The organism is Streptomyces koelreuteriae (assembly GCF_018604545.1).
GTDB classification, from domain to species: Bacteria; Actinomycetota; Actinomycetes; order Streptomycetales; family Streptomycetaceae; genus Streptomyces; species Streptomyces koelreuteriae.
The window spans coordinates 4,294,491-4,310,911 of sequence record NZ_CP075896.1; the positions used below are offsets into that span (position 1 = coordinate 4,294,491).

A 16,421-nucleotide genomic window follows, 5' to 3' on the forward strand; every position below is an offset into this window, starting at 1 on the left:
GGCGACCCTACGCAAGCGCTCGGGCGTCCCGGGCCAGTCCCGCCCAGTCGACCTCCCGCAGTGCCCCCTCCAGGTCGCAGCCCGACGGCAGACGCGGCACCGGCTGGAACCAGAGGACGGTCAGTCGGGAGCGGTACAGGACCGGGTCGTGGGCCGGATCGAGGGCGGCGGAGTGGAACGTACCGAGGCAGGCCACGGCGGGCAGCACCTCGACGGGGCCGAGGGCGCCCGCGTACTGGTCGGGGCGCTCGCGCGAGGGCGGGACGAGGTGGACGGGCGTGCCCGGGTGGGACCGCTCGGCGGCGCGCAGCAGCTCACGGATCCGCAGGTCGTTGACCGGCCGGCAGGGATAGCCCTCCAGTGGGTCGACGCAGGCCGAGAGCAGATCGCCGTACGTCGACGTGAACCGCAGGTCGGCGAGGTCCACCGAGCGGCCGGAGGCGAGTACGAGGCGTGCGAGCGCCATGGCCGGCGGTCTGGCGTGCTGGTGCATGGGGGTCTTTCGGTGCGGGTGGGCGAGGGCCGGTCCTCTTGGTCGTGTCTTGGCGGTGGGGTGGCTGACGGTGGTTGTCGTGCGGGGTGGGTGAGGTCCGCTCCTCATGGCCGGTGCCTCGTCAGTCGGGCGGCTGAGTGGTTGTCGCGCGGGTGCGCTGGGTCCGGCTCATGCCCCGTGCCCCGTGCCCGACAGCCGCACGGCCGGCGCGGCCGTCACCCCGGTCGGCGACGCCCTGCTCACGGCCCGTGTCCCGTCAGCCGGGCCGCCGATGCGATCGTCGCGCGGGCCTCGCGCTCGGACAGGCCGGTGCCTCGGGCCGCTTCGACCAGGGGGTTCACGAGTGCCGGGCCGATGCCGTCCTCGTACGCCCGGCAGGCCGCCCAGAACAGTCGGGTGTTGCGCTGGCCCTCATGTGCGGCGAGGACGAACTGGACCAGGCCCTGGCCGTGCCCGCCGGCCGACGGGGGCGTGGGGTGGTGGGCGCGCGGGGGCGGGAGCAGCAGCCGCAGCAGGGAGCGCGGGCAGGGGGCGGGCGGCAGGTGCGCGGTCCCGGGGGCGGCGGCGTACACCCCCTGGCCCGTGCGGGAGCCGGGCCCGACGAGGTAGCCGCCGGCGCCCCGGATGTCGATGCCGGGGGCGAGACGGCCCGCCGAGTTGGGGACCACCACGTCGGGCGGGCCGCTGAGCCAGAGGTGACGCCCGCCGGACGGGGTCATGACCACCACCGTCGGGGGGATGGTGAACAGATGCCGCAGGGCCAGCTCGCGCAGGGCCGCCGAGGAGTCCGTGCCGGTCTTCACGTCCAGGTCGACGCCGATGAGCTGGTGCGGGGGCAGACCGCAGGCGATGCCGTAGCCGGTCGCCCAGGGCGCCGCGGCGAACAGTTCGCGGATACGGGCCGGGTCGCTGGAGGCGTCGTACACGCCGTGTCCGAGGCGGCCGCACGCGCCGTGGCAGGGGGAGGGGGCGGGGTCGTCGCGGTGCGGGGAGCGCAGCGCCGGGAGCTTGGTGCGGGACAGGGGGATGACGGCCAGTCCGCGTTCGGCGGCTGACAGGGCGTGTGCGAGGGCCAGCGTCGTGGCCTGCCGGTCGGTGGTGGCCATGCTTCTAGTTTCGTACGTACGTTCGAAAAAGGAAAGAGGGGGCGGGTGCGACGCGCCGGGGCGCAGGCCCGCGCCCGAAAAGTGCCGGAACGCTTCGCCCCTTGCGGCGCCAGGGTCCGAACCGTCCCTTCCACCCCGGTCCGGTGCTGAAGTGACGCAAAGGGGTTTATCGACATGTCATCACGCTTGAGTGCGAATAGAGGCTTCCGGTGTGGTTCGCCGGGGATTCGGTGGGCAACTCTGGTCTCGCGACGTCGAGCAACGGACCAGGGCGGTCGGCCAACTTCCCTGGAAGCAGCAGTACTTCTCCACGCAGTCCTTGGTTCTGAAGTCTCTGAAGTCTCAGCAGTCCTTGGAGGGACAACAACATGGCAAGCATCCGTACCGCCCGCGTCATCGCCGCCGTCTCCGCCCTTCCGCTCGCGGCCGCCCTCTTCACCGGCATCGCGACGGCGGACAACGGCTCCTTCGCGGACAACGGATCGATCGCGTCCGTCACGGAGGCCGAGGCGGGTGTCCTCGGCAGTGGCGTCGGCGGTGACAACTTCGGCACCTCGTCCACCACGAACCAGCAGGCCGTCGGCGAGGGCGCCTCGAACCAGAGCAACACCGCCCAGGTCAACGGCTCCGCCTTCACGGCCGTCAACCAGGGCAACGACAACACCGCCGTCAGCTTCACGCCGCTCTGGTGGTGAGCTGAGCGGGCCGGTGCAGCGGCATCGGCCCGCCGTTCGTGTGGGTGTGTGCTTCGTGGGGTGACAAGCGTCTGAGCGGCGGTACTTCGGTGCCGCCGCGCAGGCGTTTTCGTGTTCGTGGGGTGCGATGTCGTGACGCATGCCTTGACGCCGCCACCGATCTGACGGACAGTCAGAAATCGTGAACGGTGAGCCGGAGGTCCACGAGGGGTCCGAGGAATCCGAGGAGTCGGAGAGGTTCCGGGAGGCGGAGAAGTCCGGGGAGTCGGAGAGGTCCGAGGAGTTCGAGGCGCGCCTGAAGGCCTACGAGGGCCGCCCGGCCGCCGCCACCGGGATCGGCCGGGACCCCGTCAACCAGCCGATGATCAGGCACTGGTGCGAGGCCATGGGCGACACCAGCCCCGCCTACACCGGGCCGGACGCCATCGCTCCCCCGACCATGCTCCAGGCCTGGACCATGGCGGGCCTCACCCGCCGCCCGGAACGCACGGCGGCCTACGACGAACTCCTCCGCCTGCTCGACGAGTCGGGCCATGACGCCGTCGTCGCCACGGACTGCGAGCAGGAGTACCTCCGCCCCCTGCGCCCCGGCGACGCCATCACCTTCGACTCGGTGATCGAGTCGGTTTCGGGCCTGAAGTCCACCAAGCTGGGGGCGGGTTACTTCGTGACGACCCGTACGGACATCCGGGCCGGCGGCGAACTCGCCGGCACCCACCGCTTCCGCATCCTCAAGTACGCGCCCGCACACCGGCCGCCGCGCCCGAAGGATCTCCGTCCACGCCCCGTGATCAACCGCGACAACGCCGGCTTCTGGGAGGGCGTGGCCCGCCACGAACTGCTCATCCAGCGCTGCGCCGGCTGCGGCGACCTGCGTTTCCCCTGGCTGCCGGGCTGCAACAGCTGCGGCTCCCCGGAGTGGGACACCGTGGCGGCGAGCGGCGAGGGCACGGTCTATTCGTACGTCGTCATGCACCACCCGCCCTTCCCGGCCTTCGATCCCCCCTACGCGGTCGGCCTGATCGAGCTCGCGGAGGGCGTGCGGATCGTCAGCAACGTGGTCGGGACGCCGTACGACAAGGTGCGCATCGGCATGCCGGTCCGGCTCGACTTCCGGCGCTACGACGACGAGTTGGTGCTGCCCGTCTTCCAGGGGGTGACGCGGTGAACTCCGGCGACCGGCTGCCGCCCCTGGAGATCCCGGTCACCCGCACCCTGATCGTCGCCGGGGCGATCGCGTCCCGCGACTACCAGGACGTGCACCACGACCCGGACCTGGCCCGGCAGAAGGGCTCCCCCGACATCTTCATGAACATCCTGACGACCAACGGCCTGGTCGGCCGGTACATCACGGACCACTTCGGCCCCCGGGCCGTGCTGCGCCGGGTCGCCATCCGGCTCGGCGCGCCCAACCACCCCGGCGACACGATGGTCCTGGCGGGCACGGTCGAGGAGACCGACGGCGAGACGGTGACGGTCCGGGTCATCGGCACGAACGCCATCGGCCGACACGTCACCGGCACCGTGACGGTCACGCTCCCGTCGGAACCCGTGCCGACGACAGCCCCCGACGGACCACCACCGCCACCGTCATGACCGACGCCAACACCGTCTCCCCGACGGCCGCGCGCCGCGGCACGGAGCGCGCCGAGGGGGCCGGCTTGAGCCAAGGAGGCCCCTCATGAGTCCCCGCCGGCACGACACTCTCGGCGGTCGGGCGGCCATCGTCGGGATCGGGGCCACCGAGTTCTCCAAGGACTCGGGCCGCAGCGAACTGCGCCTGGCCGTCGAGGCGGTGCGGGCGGCCCTGGACGACGCCGGGCTGACCGCCGCCGACGTCGACGGACTGGTCACCTTCACCATGGACACCAGCCCCGAGATCACCGTGGCCCAGGCCGCGGGCATCGGCGAGCTCTCCTTCTTCTCCCGGATCCACTACGGCGGCGGCGCGGCCTGCGCCACCGTCCAGCAGGCGGCCCTCGCGATCGCGGCGGGCGTGGCGGACGTGGTCGTCTGCTACCGGGCGTTCAACGAACGCTCGGGCCGCCGCTTCGGCTCCGGCGTCCGGCACCGCGAGCCCTCGGCCGAGGGCGCGGCGCTCGGCTGGTCACTGCCGTTCGGCCTGCTCACCCCGGCCTCCTGGGTGGCGATGGCGGCCCAGCGCTACCTCCACACGTACGGGCTGAAGCCGGAGGTGTTCGGGCACGTGGCCGTGGTCGACCGCGCGTACGCGGCGACCAACCCGGCGGCGTACTTCCACGACCGGCCCATCACCCTGGCCGACCACGCCGCCTCCCGCTGGATCGTCGAGCCGCTGCGGCTGCTGGACTGCTGCCAGGAGACCGACGGCGGACAGGCCCTCGTCGTCACCTCGGTGGAGCGGGCCCGCGACCTGCCCCACCCGCCCGCCGTGATCGCGGCGGCCGCCCAGGGCGCGGGACGCGCGCAGGAGCAGATGACCAGCTTCTACCGCGACGACCTGACCGGCCTGCCCGAGACGGCGGTGGTGGCCCGGCAGCTCTGGCGGACCTCCGGACTCGCACCGGCCGACATCGACGTGGGGATCCTCTACGACCACTTCACCCCCTTCGTGCTGACACAACTGGAGGAGTTCGGCTTCTGCGGCCCCGGTGAGGCGGCGGACTTCGTCGCCGAGAGGCGCCTGCCGCTCAACACTCATGGGGGACAGTTGGGGGAGGCGTATCTGCACGGGATGAACGGGGTGGCGGAGGCCGTCCGGCAGATCAGGGGGACGGCGGTGAATCCGGTCCCCGGAGCGGAGCGGGTCCTGGTGACGGCGGGGACGGGTGTGCCTACGTCGGGACTCGTACTCACCGCTGACCCTCAGGGGACATCCCGCAGTACCCCGGCCCCTCCGCTCCACCTGTAGGAGGTGCAGCCCGCCCTACCCCTACAACCTGAGGGGGACCCCGCTTCGGGACCTGCGGCCGATCCGCTCGACCTGGCCCGCTCATAGCGTTGAGCCATGACCACAATCGTCTGCACCAGCGCGTCGAAGGCCGCTTCACCAGCGGCGCAGACTCTTCCGTATCCGTCGTTCTCGTCGTACGTCAGGGCCCGCCAGCCGGTGCTCCTGCGTACCGCCCGCTCGCTCACCGGCAACCCGAGCGACGCGGAGGACCTGTTGCAGACCGCGCTCACCAAGACGTACGTCGCCTGGGAGCGTATCGAGGACCACCGCGCCCTCGACGGCTATGTGCGCCGGGCGCTGCTGAACACGCGGACGTCGCAGTGGCGCAAGCGCAAGGTCGACGAGTTCGCCTGCGACGAGATGCCCGAGCCGGAGCCGGTGACCGGCAGCGACGACCCGGCCGAGCAGCAGGCGCTGCGCGACGCGATGTGGCGGGCGATCATGCGGCTGCCCGCCCGGCAGCGGGCGATGGTGGTCCTCAGGTACTACGAGGACCTGAGCGAGGTCCAGACGGCCGAAGTGCTCGGCGTCTCGGTGGGCACGGTGAAGTCGGCCGTGTCCCGCGCGCTGGGCAAGCTCCGCGAGGACGCTGAGCTGGGACTCGTCCGCCAGTGAGCCCTGTCTCCCACCCTTCAGGACACCGCTCGCACCCCGACTCGGCCGCGATTGAACCCCTCCGTCCGCTTGGCGTGATGTGATCGATCGCCCGGTCCTAGTGACATACCACGCGGTATGTGAGCAGAATCAGCGCAACCTTTACCACCGCGTAGGCAATGTCGCCCCGGGAGGACGCCGTGCTGAGCACCATGCAGGACGTACCGCTGCTGATCTCGAGGATCCTGACCCACGGGTCGACGATCCACGGGACATCACAGGTGACCACCTGGACCGGTGAGGACGAACCGCACCGCCGCTCCTTCGCGGAGATCGGCGACCGCGCCGCCCAGCTCGCCCACGCCCTGAGGGAGGACCTCGGCGTCTCCGGCGACGAGCGCGTCGCGACTCTGGCCTGGAACAACGCGGAGCATGTGGAGGCCTACTTCGCGATCCCGTCCATGGGCGCGGTGCTGCACACCCTGAACCTCCGCCTCCCGCCCGAGCAGCTGGCCTGGATCGTCAACCACGCCGCTGACCGGGTGATCATCGCCAACGGCTCGCTGCTCCCCCTGCTCGCCCCGCTGCTCCCGCACCTGAAGACGGTCGAGCACGTGGTCGTCACCGGCCCCGGGGACCGCTCCCTGCTCGCGGACGCCACCGCGCGGGTGCACGAGTACGAGGACCTGATCGCCGGGAAGCCGACGTCGTACGACTGGCCCGAGCTGGACGAACGCCAGGCCGCCGCCATGTGCTACACCTCCGGCACCACCGGCGACCCCAAGGGCGTGGTCTACAGCCACCGCTCCATCTATCTGCACTCCATGCAGGTCAACATGGCCCAGTCGATGGGCCTGACCGACGAGGACACCTCGCTGGTCGTCGTCCCCCAGTTCCATGTGAACGCCTGGGGCCTGCCGCACGCGACCTTCATGACCGGCGTGAACATGCTGATGCCGGACCGCTTCCTCCAGCCGGCCCCGCTCGCCGCGATGATCGAGAGCGAGAAGCCCAGCCACGCGGCGGCCGTCCCCACCATCTGGCAGGGCCTGCTCGCCGAGCTGACCGCGAACCCGCGCGACGTCTCCTCCCTCGGCCAGGTCACCATCGGCGGCGCGGCGTGTCCGCCGTCGCTCATGGAGGCCTTCGACAAGCTGGGCATGCGGGTCTGCCACGCCTGGGGCATGACGGAGACGTCCCCGCTCGGCACGATCGCCCGTCCCCCGGCCAGTGCGATCGGCACGGCGGAGGAGCTGGCCTACCGCCTCACCCAGGGCCGCTTCCCGGCCGGTGTCGAGGGCCGCCTGACCGGCCCCGGCGGCGAACGCCTCCCCTGGGACGGCGAGTCGGCCGGTGAGCTGGAGGTACGCGGCCCCTGGATCGCCGGTGCCTACTACAACGGCCCGGACGCCGACCCGCTGCGCCCCGCCGACAAGTTCAGCGAGGACGGCTGGCTCAAGACGGGCGACGTCGGGACCATCTCCCCCGACGGCTTCCTCACCCTCACCGACCGCGCCAAGGACGTCATCAAGTCCGGCGGCGAGTGGATCTCCTCGGTCGAGCTGGAGAACGCGCTCATGGCCCACCCGGACGTCGCCGAGGCGGCCGTAGTCGCCGTCCCCGACGACAAGTGGGGCGAGCGCCCCCTGGCCACGGTCGTCCTCAAGGAGGGCTCCACCGCCACCTTCGAGACCCTGCGCGCCTTCCTCGCCGACGAGGGCCACATCGCCAAGTGGCAGCTCCCGGAGCGCTGGACGGTCATCGAGTCGGTCCCGAAGACGAGCGTCGGCAAGTTCGACAAGAAGGTACTGCGCAGGCAGTACGCCGAGGGCGACCTGGACATCACCCAGCTCGGCTGACACACGGCACACGGCACACGACACACGACATACGACATACGGCACACGGCATACGGCAGGGGCCCCGGATCTCTCCGGGGCCCCTGGTCCGTGGACGCCGGTCGCTGGACGGGCACCCTCGGCGATCACCGCCGCGACCAGCTCACCCCCCACCCCAGCACCAGCCAGACCCCCGCCACCGCGCACACCCCGCCCCAGCCGAAGTGGCTGAAGGCGGCCCCGCCGAGAGCCGAGGCCGTCGCGCCGCCCGCGAAGCCGGCGACCACATAGGCGGTGTTGGCGGTGGCGGGGGTCGAGGTCGCGGTCAGGGCGAGGGTCTGGTTGGCGACATGGGAGGCGACGAGCGCCGCGTGGATCGCGATCGCGGCGGCGAACAGCGCGGCCAGTGCCTGCCCGCCCAGCCAGAACAGCGGCACGGACACGGCCGCGAGCAGATACGCGGACCGCACGACACGCGCCGCGCCGAACCGGTCCACGAACCCGCCCGCCAGCGGAGCCACCGCACTCGCCGTCAGCCCGAAGAGCCCGAAGAGCCCGGCGGTCGCGGGGGACAGCCCGTACGCGGGCCCGGTCAGCAGCAGCGAGAGCGCCGTCCACAGCGCGCTCCAGGCACCGAACATCCCGGCCTGCCGCAGGCACGCCCGCCACAGGTCGGGCGAGTGCCGCAGCACCGAGGGCAGCGCGGCGAGCCCGGCGAACAGCGGGCCTTCCCGGCGCCGCCGCGACGGCAGGACGAGCGCGGTCGCGAGCCCCAGGACGAGGGTCAGCAGGGCCGCGCCCGCGAACACCCACCGCCAGCCGAAGGCCTGCCCGGCGAGTCCGCCCAGGACCCGGGCCGCGACGATGCCGGTGAACAGGCCCGCGACGACGACCGCGACATGAAGGGCGCGCCGGTCGGCGGGGGCGCGCTCGACGACCAGCGGGACGAGCAGCTGGGGGATGACGGTCGCGGCCGAGGCGACGAACATGGCGACCGCGAGGGCGGTGACCCCCGGGGCGGCCGCACTGGCGCTCAGCGCGACGGCGGTGACGACCGTGAGCCCCGCGACCAGCCGGCGCCGGTTCGCGCTGTCGCCGAGCGGGGCGAAGAACAGCAGACCGACCGCGTATCCGAGCTGGGCGACCGAGGCGATCCAGGCGATGGCCGAGGGGGCCGAGCCGAAGTCACGGGCCATGAGCGAGAGCAGCGGTGCGGCGAGGTAGATGTTGGCGGCGGTGACCGCGCTGCACACGGCGAGCAGGGTGAGGAGGCCGGGGGCGGGCGTACGGGCCTGCCGCCCGGGGGCCGTATCGGCCCGGCGGGACGTGGTGGTGTCGGTCGTGGTCGCTGACGGCATCGCGGGGGACTCCTCGGAGTCGGCTCGGAGGCGGGCTTGGAGTCGGGCTCGGAGTCGGGCTTGGAGTCGGCTCTAGCAACTAACTGGTTGGTTGGATAATGAGGCAACAGTGTGAGCCGCCCTTCGATTCCCTGTCAACCAAACAGTTGGTTACCCGGCGCGCTACCCTCTCCCCCATGGCACCAAGGGACCCCGAGGCCACCAAGGCCCGGATCTTCGAGGCGGCGGTCGCCGAGTTCGCCCGGCACGGCATCGCCGGCGCCCGCATCGACCGCATCGCCGCCGAGGCGAAGGCCAACAAGCAGCTGATCTACGCCTACTTCGGCAACAAGGCGGAGCTGTTCGCGATCGTCCTCGAGAAGAAGATGCTCCACCTCGCCGAGGACGTCCCCGTCGTCCCGGACGACATCGAGAGCTGGGTCGACCGCGTCATGGACTACCACGCCGCCCACCCGGAGCTGCTGCGCCTGCTCTTCTGGGAGGGCCTGGAGTACGGCAGCGCCGAGCTGCCCCACGAGTCCGGCCGCCAGGAGCACTACGTCCGCAAGGTCGCCGCCCTCAAGGACGGCCAGGACCGGGGCGTCATCACGGACGCCGTCCCCGCGGCCGACCTGCTGTTCCTGCTGACCGCCCTGGCCAACTGGACCGCCGTCGTCCCGCAGATGCGGCGCATCCTGGTCGGCGACGGCGAGGACGCCCAGGCCCGCCTGCGCGCGTCCGTCAAGGAAGCGGCACGCAGGCTGACGGCCCGGTAGAAGCTACCGCTCGCTGCTCAGTTGCTCCTCAGGCGGTCCTCAGACGGTCCTCAGTCGGTCCTCAGTTGGTCCCGATCCTGCTCAGCAGCTCGACGATCCGGGTCTGCACCTCGCCGCTGGTGGACCGCTCCGCGAGGAACAGCACCGTCTCCCCGGAGGCCAGCCGCGGCAGGTCGGCCTGGTCGACGGCGGCGGTGTAGACGACGAGCGGGGTGCGGTTGAGCTGCCCGTTCGCGCGCAGCCAGTCGATGATCCCGGCGTACCCGGCCTGCCCCCGCTGCACCTGCATCAGGTCCATCACGACCAGGTTCGGGCGGAAGTCGCTCGCCAGCGTCACCGCGTCCGCGTCGCTCGCGGCCCGCGCGACCTGCATCCCGCGCCGCTCCAGCGTCGACGTCAGCGCCAGCGCGATCTCCGCGTGCTCCTCGATCAGCAGCACCCGCGGCGGGTGCTGCTCACTGTCGCGCGGCGCCAGCGCCTTCAGCAGCACGGCCGGATCGGCACCGTAGGCCGCGTCCCGCGAGGCCTGCCCGAGCCCGGCCGTGACCAGGACCGGCACCTCGGCGGCCACGGCGGCCTGGCGCAGCGACTGCAGCGCCGTACGCGTGATCGGCCCGGTCAGCGGGTCGACGAACAGCGCGGCGGGGAACGCCGCGATCTGCGCGTCGACCTCCTCGCGCGAGTTCACGATCACCGGCCGGTAGCCGCGGTCGCTCAGCGCCTGCTGGGTGCTGACGTCCGGCGCGGGCCACACCAGCAGCCGCCGCGGATTGTCCAGCGGCTCCGGCGGCAACTCGTCGTCCATCGGCTGCGGCCGCGGCGGATCGGCCACCTCGACGGCACCCCCGGGACCGTCCAGCGGCTCGGGCCCCTCGGCGGCGTTCTCGTCGGGGGCGCCTATGGCGTACGACCGCCCGCCGCCCTCGGTCAGCTGCGTGAGCCGGGACTGACCGGCGAGGGACGGCTGCGCCGGGGCGGGCGCGGAAGCCTGGGCGGGCACCTGTGCGGCGACCGGCGCGGGCGTCGGCTCGGCGGCCGTCGGATGCGGCCGAGCGGCCTGCTCCGGACGCGCCGCCTGCTCGGGGCGTGCGGCCTGTTCGGGGCGCGGCCCCTGGTCCGGGCGGGACGCCGGTTCCGTACGCGTGGCCTGGTCGGTCCGTGTGGCCGGGTCGGGCGGCGTGCCGAGCTTGCGGCGCCGGCCCGATCCGCCCGGCTGGTGCGGGGGAGGCGTCGCCGTCGGCAGCGGGACGGACGCGGCCGGCTGCTGGACCTGGGCCGCCTGCCGGTTGAACGGCACGCCCTGCCCCAGCGTCCGCACGCTGATCGCCCGCCCCTGCGTCGAGTTCGGATCGACGGGCGCCGAGGCCTCGGCGGGCAACGGCTGAGCCGCCCGCTGCGCCTGCGTCTGTGGCTGGGCCTGTGCTTGTGCCTGCGCCGCGCCTTCCGGCGGCAGGGGCGTGCCCGAGGCCGGGGTGTTCTGGGCCGGGGGGTTCGGCTGCGGGGCCTGCGCGGCCTGCGGGGATGCGCCGTTCGGGGGTACGGCGACACCGGCCCCCAAGCTGTCGTCGTCCTCGGCGGCGGGCCACGGCTGGGGGGCGGGGGTGCCGCCCTGAGCCGGGGTGCCCTGGGCGGGCGTGCCCGGAGCCGGGGTGCCCTGGGCAGGTGTGGCGGGTCCCTGCCCCGGTGCGGCCTCGGCGGGGAGCGGCTGCCCGGCGGAGGACTGCTGCGCCGGTGCGGCGACGCCCGGCTGCGGCTGCGGCAGCGGCTGCGCGGCCTGGGCCGGAGGCTGCACCGCCTGCCCCGGGAGGGCAGCCTGCACGCTGTGCCCGAGCCCGCCCTGCGGGGGTACGGCGACGCCCTGCGGGGGTACGGCGGCACCCTGCGGCTGGGGGACGCCGCCCTGCGGAGCGCTCCCCTGCGCCGGCACGGCCGCACCGGGCGCGGCCTGAGCGGCGGCCGCCCCGACCTGGACGGGCGCGCCCTGCTGCGCGGGAACCTGCTGCCCGGGCGCGGCAGGTACGGAACCAGCCGGTGCCGGTCCCTCGCCCTGCTGCGGCACCACGGCCCGCCGCCGACGGCCGGTCGGCGCACTCGTGGGATGCGGCTGCGGCGGGGTGTGATCGGCGGACTGGTCGTGCGGTACGGCGTCGTGCCGCCCCTCCTCGGCCACGGCGTCACCGGAGGCGGCCGCCGCAGCAACCGCCACGGCCTCCGGCCCCTGCTCGCTCTGCCCGGCCGGAACGCCCTGAACTCCCTGCTGGGCCGGTTCGTCCGGGGTCGTCCGATCGGCACCGGCCGGCGGCAGGGCGAACACCGGACGCGGCCCCGCGGCCTGCTGCGCCGCAGCCCGCTCGTTGGCGGCGGCCAGCGCACGCCGCCGGCGCCCGGTCGGCTGCTGGGCCTGCCCCTGCTCGGCACCGTCCGCAGCGGAGCCCGCGTCACCGGACGGCGCGGGCAGCGCCGGCGGCAGCGCGCGCTGCTCACCGGGTTCACGCCGGGCCCGCCGCCCGGAAGCCTCGGGCACGCCCTGCGGCGGAACGGTCCCGCCCAGCCCCGTGTTCGAGGCGGCGGTGCCAGCCGCGTGCTCGGCTGCCGTGACGACGGCGCCCTCGGCGACACCCTGGACGGCGCTCCCGACGGCCTCGATGGCGAGGGCCTGCCCGGCGGCGTCCTCGGCCGGACGCCCACGACGCCGCCCGGTACCGCCCGACCCGGCGCCCTCACCGGAAGCCTGCGCCGGCAGAGCGGCCGGTTCCCCACCGGCCCGCCTCCTGCGCCGCCCGGTGGCAACACCGGACCCACCGGAGCCATCGGACCCACCGGATCCATCGGAACCGTCAGCCGCCTCGTCGCCGCCTTCCGCCGGAACATCTCCGTCCAGGAAGGCATCGGTGGTGGCACGCCGCGCCCGGCGCCGCCCCCCACCGGAGGTCTGCTCACCCGGGACCGCGGGGAGGGCCTCGTCGACCGCCTCGGCGGCGGCATCCGCGGCAACGGCCCCGGCCCCGCCCCCGATCGGCACCTCGAGGACGTACGCGCTCCCGCTCATCCCCGGCACGTCGTGCGTCTGCAGCACACCGCCGTGCGCCCGGACGATCCCCCGCACGATCGGCTCGTGCACGGTGTCGCCACCGGCGTACGGCCCGCGCACCTCGATGCGTACGACCTCGCCGCGCTGCGCCGCCGCCACCACGACGGTGTTGTCCAGATAACCGCCCGCCGACAGGGGCGTGTTCCCGGTCGCGTCGACCCCGGCCACGTCCGCGACCAGATGCGCGAGGGCGGTGGCGAGCAGCCGGGGATCGACCTCGGCCTCGATGGGCGGCGCGTGCACGGCGAACTGCACCCGCCCGGGCCCGATGAGCTCCACGGCCCCGTCGACCCCGGCGGCGACGACGGCGTCCAGCATCACCTTCGTACGGGCGATGTTCTCGCTGCCCGTGTCGAGCCGCTGGTAGCCGAGGACGTTGTCGATGAGCGTCGTGATCCGCGAATAGCCGGCGGACAGATGGTGCAGTACCTGGTTGGCCTCGGGCCACAGCTGCCCGGCGTCGTCGGAGGCCAGCGCGGCCAGCTCGCGGCGCAGCTCCTCCAGCGGCCCGCGCAGCGAGCGCCCGAGCAGGGTCAGCAGCTGCTCGTGCCGGGCGGCGAGTGCCTCGAACCGGTCCTTCTCGCGCTCCCCGAGCGCGGCGTAGCGGTCCTCGTTCGCGCCGAGTTCCTCGGCGTGCCGCTCGGCCAGCTCCTCCAGCTCGGTGACGTGCCGCTGGCGCAGCGCGGTCAGCTCGGAGGCGTGCTCCTCGGCGGTCTTCTCCAGCTCTTCCTCGTGCCGCTTCTCGGCCGCGTCCTTCTCGTCGACGACCGCGTCGTACGGCCGCCGGTCGGTGAAGGTCATCACGGCGCCGACGAGCTGGTCGCCGTCCCGCACGGGCGCGGTCGTCAGATCGACCGGCACCTTGCCGCCGTCCTTGGCGTACAGCACCTGCCCGCGCACCCGGTGCTTGCGCCCGGAGCGCAGGGTGTCGGCGAGCGGCGACTCCTCGTACGGGAAGTCCGATCCGTCGGCACGCGAGTGCAGCACGAGTTCGTGCAGTTCACGCCCGCCGAGATCGCTGGCCCGGAAGCCCAGGATCTGGGCGGCGGCCGGATTGACGAGCACGATCCGCCCGTCGGTGTCGGTCCCGACGACGCCCTCGGAGGCGGCCCGCAGAATCATCTCGGTCTGCCGCTGCGACCGCGCGAGCTCGGCCTCGGTGTCCACGGTCCCGGACAGATCCCGTACGACGAGCATGAGCAGCTCATCACCGGTGTAGCCGTAACCGTCGTAGGCCTGCTGCCCGTTCTCGAGGTTCGCACTGGTGACCTCGACGGGGAACTCGGTCCCGTCGGTCCTGCGCGCGATCATCCGGGTCGGCTTGGTCCGGCCCTGCGGATCGAGGTGCTCCGGCCGTCGCATGGAGCCGGGGATGAGCTTGGAGTCGAACTGCGGCAGCAGATCGAGCAGCCCGCGCCCCACCAGAGCGGTGCCCGGAGTCTCGAAGGCCTCCAGGGCGATGGTGTTGGCGTTGACGACCGTCCCGTTGGCATTGACCAGCACCAACGCGTCGGGGAGCGCATCCAGTATGGCTGCGAGGCGAGCAGCGCCTCGGGATGGCCTGCTGCTCACGAGACGCTTCCTCCCTGTTACCGCACCTTGCCGACCGCTCGGGCCATCTTGCCAACCGTCCCGCAGCGTGTCACGCGAGGGAGTCTAAGGGCTGCGGTTGCGCTCGCGACGCCGGATGAGAGCGAGGTCGCACGAGCAAGTGACCCCGAACTGACGACCGAGTAACCGCCAAACGCCCGCCCTCCTGCGACGACGTCGCGGGACCTTCGCGGGACCTTTACGACGACGGTGTTTCTGTACCTTTTGGCCGAACCGGCGGGATGAGGACGGGCAGGGGCGAATTCCGGACGAGGTACGGAGGCCGCATGGAGGCGAAGGCGAGCCGAGGGTGAGCCGAGGGGAACTCGGTCTCAGGCGCGCCGGCCGCCCCCCAGGTCCGGCAGGAGGGGCACGAGCCGGTCCCAGCGGGAGATCTGGCAGCCGTCGCGACGGTCGTACGTGGCGTCGACGGGGCGTCCGGCCCAGGTGCCGGTGACGTGCGCGGTGGCCGGCCCGCCGTACTGCATGGTGCAGAAGCCGCCCTTCGGGGCGGGAGCGAAAGCCTCCTGCCCCCACCGCGTGTCCCGCTCCAGGACGGCACAGGCACCGCTCGGGTCGGGGTGGCTGCCGCCGTCGGGTCCGCAGTACAGCTGGAAGGTCCCGTCGGCCCCGCCGCCGGCGTTGCGCACGGTGACGGTGAGGTGATCCCGCTCCTTGCTCTTGCCGTCGCCGAGCCCGGCCGCCTGGGCGTAGGCGGCCGGGGACACCGCGGCCAGCGACCCGAGGGCGGCGAAGGAGGCGGCGGCACCGAGGACGAGGCGGCGCAGGCCGGGGCGGGAGGTGGTCCGGGACGCGGTCCGGGCGCTGGCCCGGGACATGGCAGTCGACATGCCCTGACTAACGCGGCGTGCCCCGGGACGTTGCGCGACAGCCCGAGAAGCCTTTTGCCCTGCGACCTTCCTGCCTAGTACCGTAGGGGGCGATTGGTGACGCGGCGCTCGACTGTGTCATCATCGGCAAGCACCGACTCGCGCTCGCGCGGGCCATGTGCGTGGAGGCGTCGCCTAGTCCGGTCTATGGCGCCGCACTGCTAATGCGGTTTGGGACTTAAATCCCATCGAGGGTTCAAATCCCTCCGCCTCCGCACCTGATCACGAAGCCCCGGTCACCCGACCGGGGCTTCGTTGTCATACGGCCCGGAACAGCCGTTTCCGCAGCTCACAAGGGGTGCGGCAAACGGATTTCACATGGCGGCGGCAGTCATGTAATGTTCTTCCTGTCGCCGCGAGCGAGCCGGAAGGCCCGAGAGCGGCGATAAAACAGAACAAGCACTCGTAGCTTAACGGATAGAGCATCTGACTACGGATCAGAAGGTTGCAGGTTCGAATCCTGCCGAGTGCACAGCAGACCAGAGGCCCCGTGGAGAGATCCACGGGGCCTCTGGCTTTTGTCATTGACGTTGCCGGTCCATCGGCGGTCAGTCCGACGCTCAGGGAACACGGGAATCTCGTACGTGAGGTGATGGCATGACGGTCGAACGAGTCGCGGTGATCGCCCTTGTTGTCGAGGTGGCGATCATGGTGCTGGCGCGGTTCGGTACCGAGCGCCGTCACTGGAATCACCACAAGCGGCGCGGTCCCGCTCCGCTGAAGAGGGATGACATCACGCTCGTGTCGGGGGTTCTCTACGCCCTCGCCGCCGCGGCGATGCTGGTCGGTGCGGTGACAGCGCGCATCGAGTGGACGCTGTCCGCCGTCGGCACGTTCGCGCTGTTCGGCATCCTGCTGCCGGCGTTCGCCGCCAACTCCGTCATGGTGATGGCGACGCGGGGCCGCCCCGAAGCGGTCACCTGGTGGCAGCGCGGGATCGCCTGTGCGGTGGCCGCGGGTGGTGGCCTGGTGTCGGTCGGCCTCGTCGGCTGACCCAGCCGGATCACGGCCCGAGCGGCCTGCCGATCCGACGAATCCTGCCGCGTGCGCACAGGTCAGAGGCCCCGGAGTGATCCGGG

13 protein-coding genes and 2 tRNA genes are annotated in these 16,421 nt (G+C 72.8%); 10 read left to right on the top strand and 5 right to left on the bottom strand.

Going from position 1 to position 16,421, the window contains the following annotated elements; genetic code table 11:
- Positions 1-7: 7 nt before the first annotated feature.
- On the bottom strand, positions 8-466 hold the full coding sequence (locus tag KJK29_RS19285; protein WP_251057863.1) for a hypothetical protein: 459 nt from the start codon (positions 464-466) through the stop codon (positions 8-10).
- A 266-nt stretch (positions 467-732) separates the two neighbouring features.
- Positions 733-1,599 carry a bifunctional DNA primase/polymerase gene (locus KJK29_RS19290; RefSeq protein ID WP_215120396.1) on the bottom strand — a complete coding sequence of 289 codons (867 nt, stop codon included), beginning with the start codon at positions 1,597-1,599 and terminating at the stop codon, positions 733-735.
- Between the two features lie 368 nt (positions 1,600-1,967).
- Here KJK29_RS19290 and KJK29_RS19295 point away from each other — a divergent pair, with 368 nt between their 5' ends.
- The 6 genes from KJK29_RS19295 (at position 1,968) to KJK29_RS19320 (ending at position 7,679) form a co-directional block, all read left to right on the top strand.
- A complete protein-coding gene (locus KJK29_RS19295) occupies positions 1,968-2,294 on the top strand; it encodes a hypothetical protein (RefSeq protein ID WP_215120397.1) in 327 nt (108 codons plus the stop codon).
- Positions 2,295-2,589: 295 nt separating this feature from the next.
- Positions 2,590-3,462, top strand: coding sequence for a bifunctional MaoC family dehydratase N-terminal/OB-fold nucleic acid binding domain-containing protein (locus KJK29_RS19300; protein WP_251058113.1), 873 nt, complete (start codon positions 2,590-2,592; stop codon positions 3,460-3,462).
- Positions 3,459-3,890: a MaoC family dehydratase gene (locus KJK29_RS19305; RefSeq protein ID WP_215120399.1), complete on the top strand. Its 432-nt coding sequence runs from the start codon at positions 3,459-3,461 to the stop codon at positions 3,888-3,890. Before KJK29_RS19300 ends, KJK29_RS19305 begins: the two co-directional genes overlap by 4 nt.
- 85 nt (positions 3,891-3,975) lie before the next feature.
- Complete coding sequence (locus tag KJK29_RS19310) at positions 3,976-5,184, top strand: lipid-transfer protein (RefSeq protein ID WP_215120400.1); 1,209 nt, start codon at positions 3,976-3,978, stop codon at positions 5,182-5,184.
- A 96-nt stretch (positions 5,185-5,280) separates the two neighbouring features.
- Positions 5,281-5,841, top strand: coding sequence for a SigE family RNA polymerase sigma factor (locus KJK29_RS19315; protein WP_215120401.1), 561 nt, complete (start codon positions 5,281-5,283; stop codon positions 5,839-5,841).
- 158 nt (positions 5,842-5,999) lie between these two features.
- Entirely contained in the window at positions 6,000-7,679 is a 1,680-nt protein-coding gene (locus tag KJK29_RS19320) for a long-chain fatty acid--CoA ligase (RefSeq protein WP_215120402.1), read from the top strand.
- Between the two features lie 125 nt (positions 7,680-7,804).
- Here KJK29_RS19320 and KJK29_RS19325 read toward each other — a convergent pair whose 3' ends face one another.
- The gene (locus KJK29_RS19325; RefSeq protein ID WP_215120403.1) at positions 7,805-9,016 is read right to left on the bottom strand and encodes an MFS transporter; all 1,212 of its coding nucleotides are present in this window, start codon (positions 9,014-9,016) and stop codon (positions 7,805-7,807) included.
- Positions 9,017-9,192: 176 nt separating this feature from the next.
- Between KJK29_RS19325 and KJK29_RS19330 the strand changes: the two genes are divergently transcribed.
- Positions 9,193-9,771: a TetR family transcriptional regulator gene (locus tag KJK29_RS19330; RefSeq protein WP_215120404.1), complete on the top strand. Its 579-nt coding sequence runs from the start codon at positions 9,193-9,195 to the stop codon at positions 9,769-9,771.
- 61 nt (positions 9,772-9,832) lie between these two features.
- On the opposite strand, the gene KJK29_RS19335 is transcribed toward KJK29_RS19330, so the two are convergent.
- Positions 9,833-14,434 (bottom strand): hybrid sensor histidine kinase/response regulator, encoded by a 4,602-nt coding sequence (locus KJK29_RS19335; protein WP_215120405.1) that lies wholly within the window; start codon positions 14,432-14,434, stop codon positions 9,833-9,835.
- A 350-nt stretch (positions 14,435-14,784) separates the two neighbouring features.
- On the bottom strand, positions 14,785-15,303 hold the full coding sequence (locus tag KJK29_RS19340) for an SSI family serine proteinase inhibitor (protein ID WP_251057864.1): 519 nt from the start codon (positions 15,301-15,303) through the stop codon (positions 14,785-14,787).
- Between the two features lie 163 nt (positions 15,304-15,466).
- Between KJK29_RS19340 and KJK29_RS19345 the strand changes: the two genes are divergently transcribed.
- The 3 genes from KJK29_RS19345 to KJK29_RS19355 all read left to right on the top strand — a co-directional run bounded on the left by KJK29_RS19345 (position 15,467) and on the right by KJK29_RS19355 (position 16,335).
- Positions 15,467-15,557: transfer RNA gene (locus KJK29_RS19345), tRNA-Ser, on the top strand.
- 184 nt (positions 15,558-15,741) lie between these two features.
- Positions 15,742-15,814, top strand: a tRNA-Arg gene (locus KJK29_RS19350).
- Positions 15,815-15,939: 125 nt separating this feature from the next.
- A complete protein-coding gene (locus KJK29_RS19355; RefSeq protein WP_215120406.1) occupies positions 15,940-16,335 on the top strand; it encodes a hypothetical protein in 396 nt (131 codons plus the stop codon).
- The last annotated feature ends 86 nt before the right edge of the window (positions 16,336-16,421 follow it).

What these genes read in the sequence shown, in the direction of transcription:
- KJK29_RS19310 (WP_215120400.1), top strand. Translation starts at nt 3,976, where the DNA reads ATGAGTCCCCGCCGGCACGACACTCTCGGCGGTCGGGCGGCCATCGTC.
- KJK29_RS19290 (WP_215120396.1), bottom strand. Translation starts at nt 1,599, where the DNA reads ATGGCCACCACCGACCGGCAGGCCACGACGCTGGCCCTCGCACACGCC.
- KJK29_RS19320 (WP_215120402.1), top strand. Translation starts at nt 6,000, where the DNA reads ATGTCGCCCCGGGAGGACGCCGTGCTGAGCACCATGCAGGACGTACCG.
- KJK29_RS19330 (WP_215120404.1), top strand. Translation starts at nt 9,193, where the DNA reads ATGGCACCAAGGGACCCCGAGGCCACCAAGGCCCGGATCTTCGAGGCG.
- KJK29_RS19325 (WP_215120403.1), bottom strand. Translation starts at nt 9,016, where the DNA reads ATGCCGTCAGCGACCACGACCGACACCACCACGTCCCGCCGGGCCGAT.
- KJK29_RS19355 (WP_215120406.1), top strand. Translation starts at nt 15,940, where the DNA reads ATGACGGTCGAACGAGTCGCGGTGATCGCCCTTGTTGTCGAGGTGGCG.
- KJK29_RS19340 (WP_251057864.1), bottom strand. Translation starts at nt 15,303, where the DNA reads ATGTCGACTGCCATGTCCCGGGCCAGCGCCCGGACCGCGTCCCGGACC.
- KJK29_RS19285 (WP_251057863.1), bottom strand. Translation starts at nt 466, where the DNA reads ATGGCGCTCGCACGCCTCGTACTCGCCTCCGGCCGCTCGGTGGACCTC.
- KJK29_RS19295 (WP_215120397.1), top strand. Translation starts at nt 1,968, where the DNA reads ATGGCAAGCATCCGTACCGCCCGCGTCATCGCCGCCGTCTCCGCCCTT.
- KJK29_RS19315 (WP_215120401.1), top strand. Translation starts at nt 5,281, where the DNA reads ATGACCACAATCGTCTGCACCAGCGCGTCGAAGGCCGCTTCACCAGCG.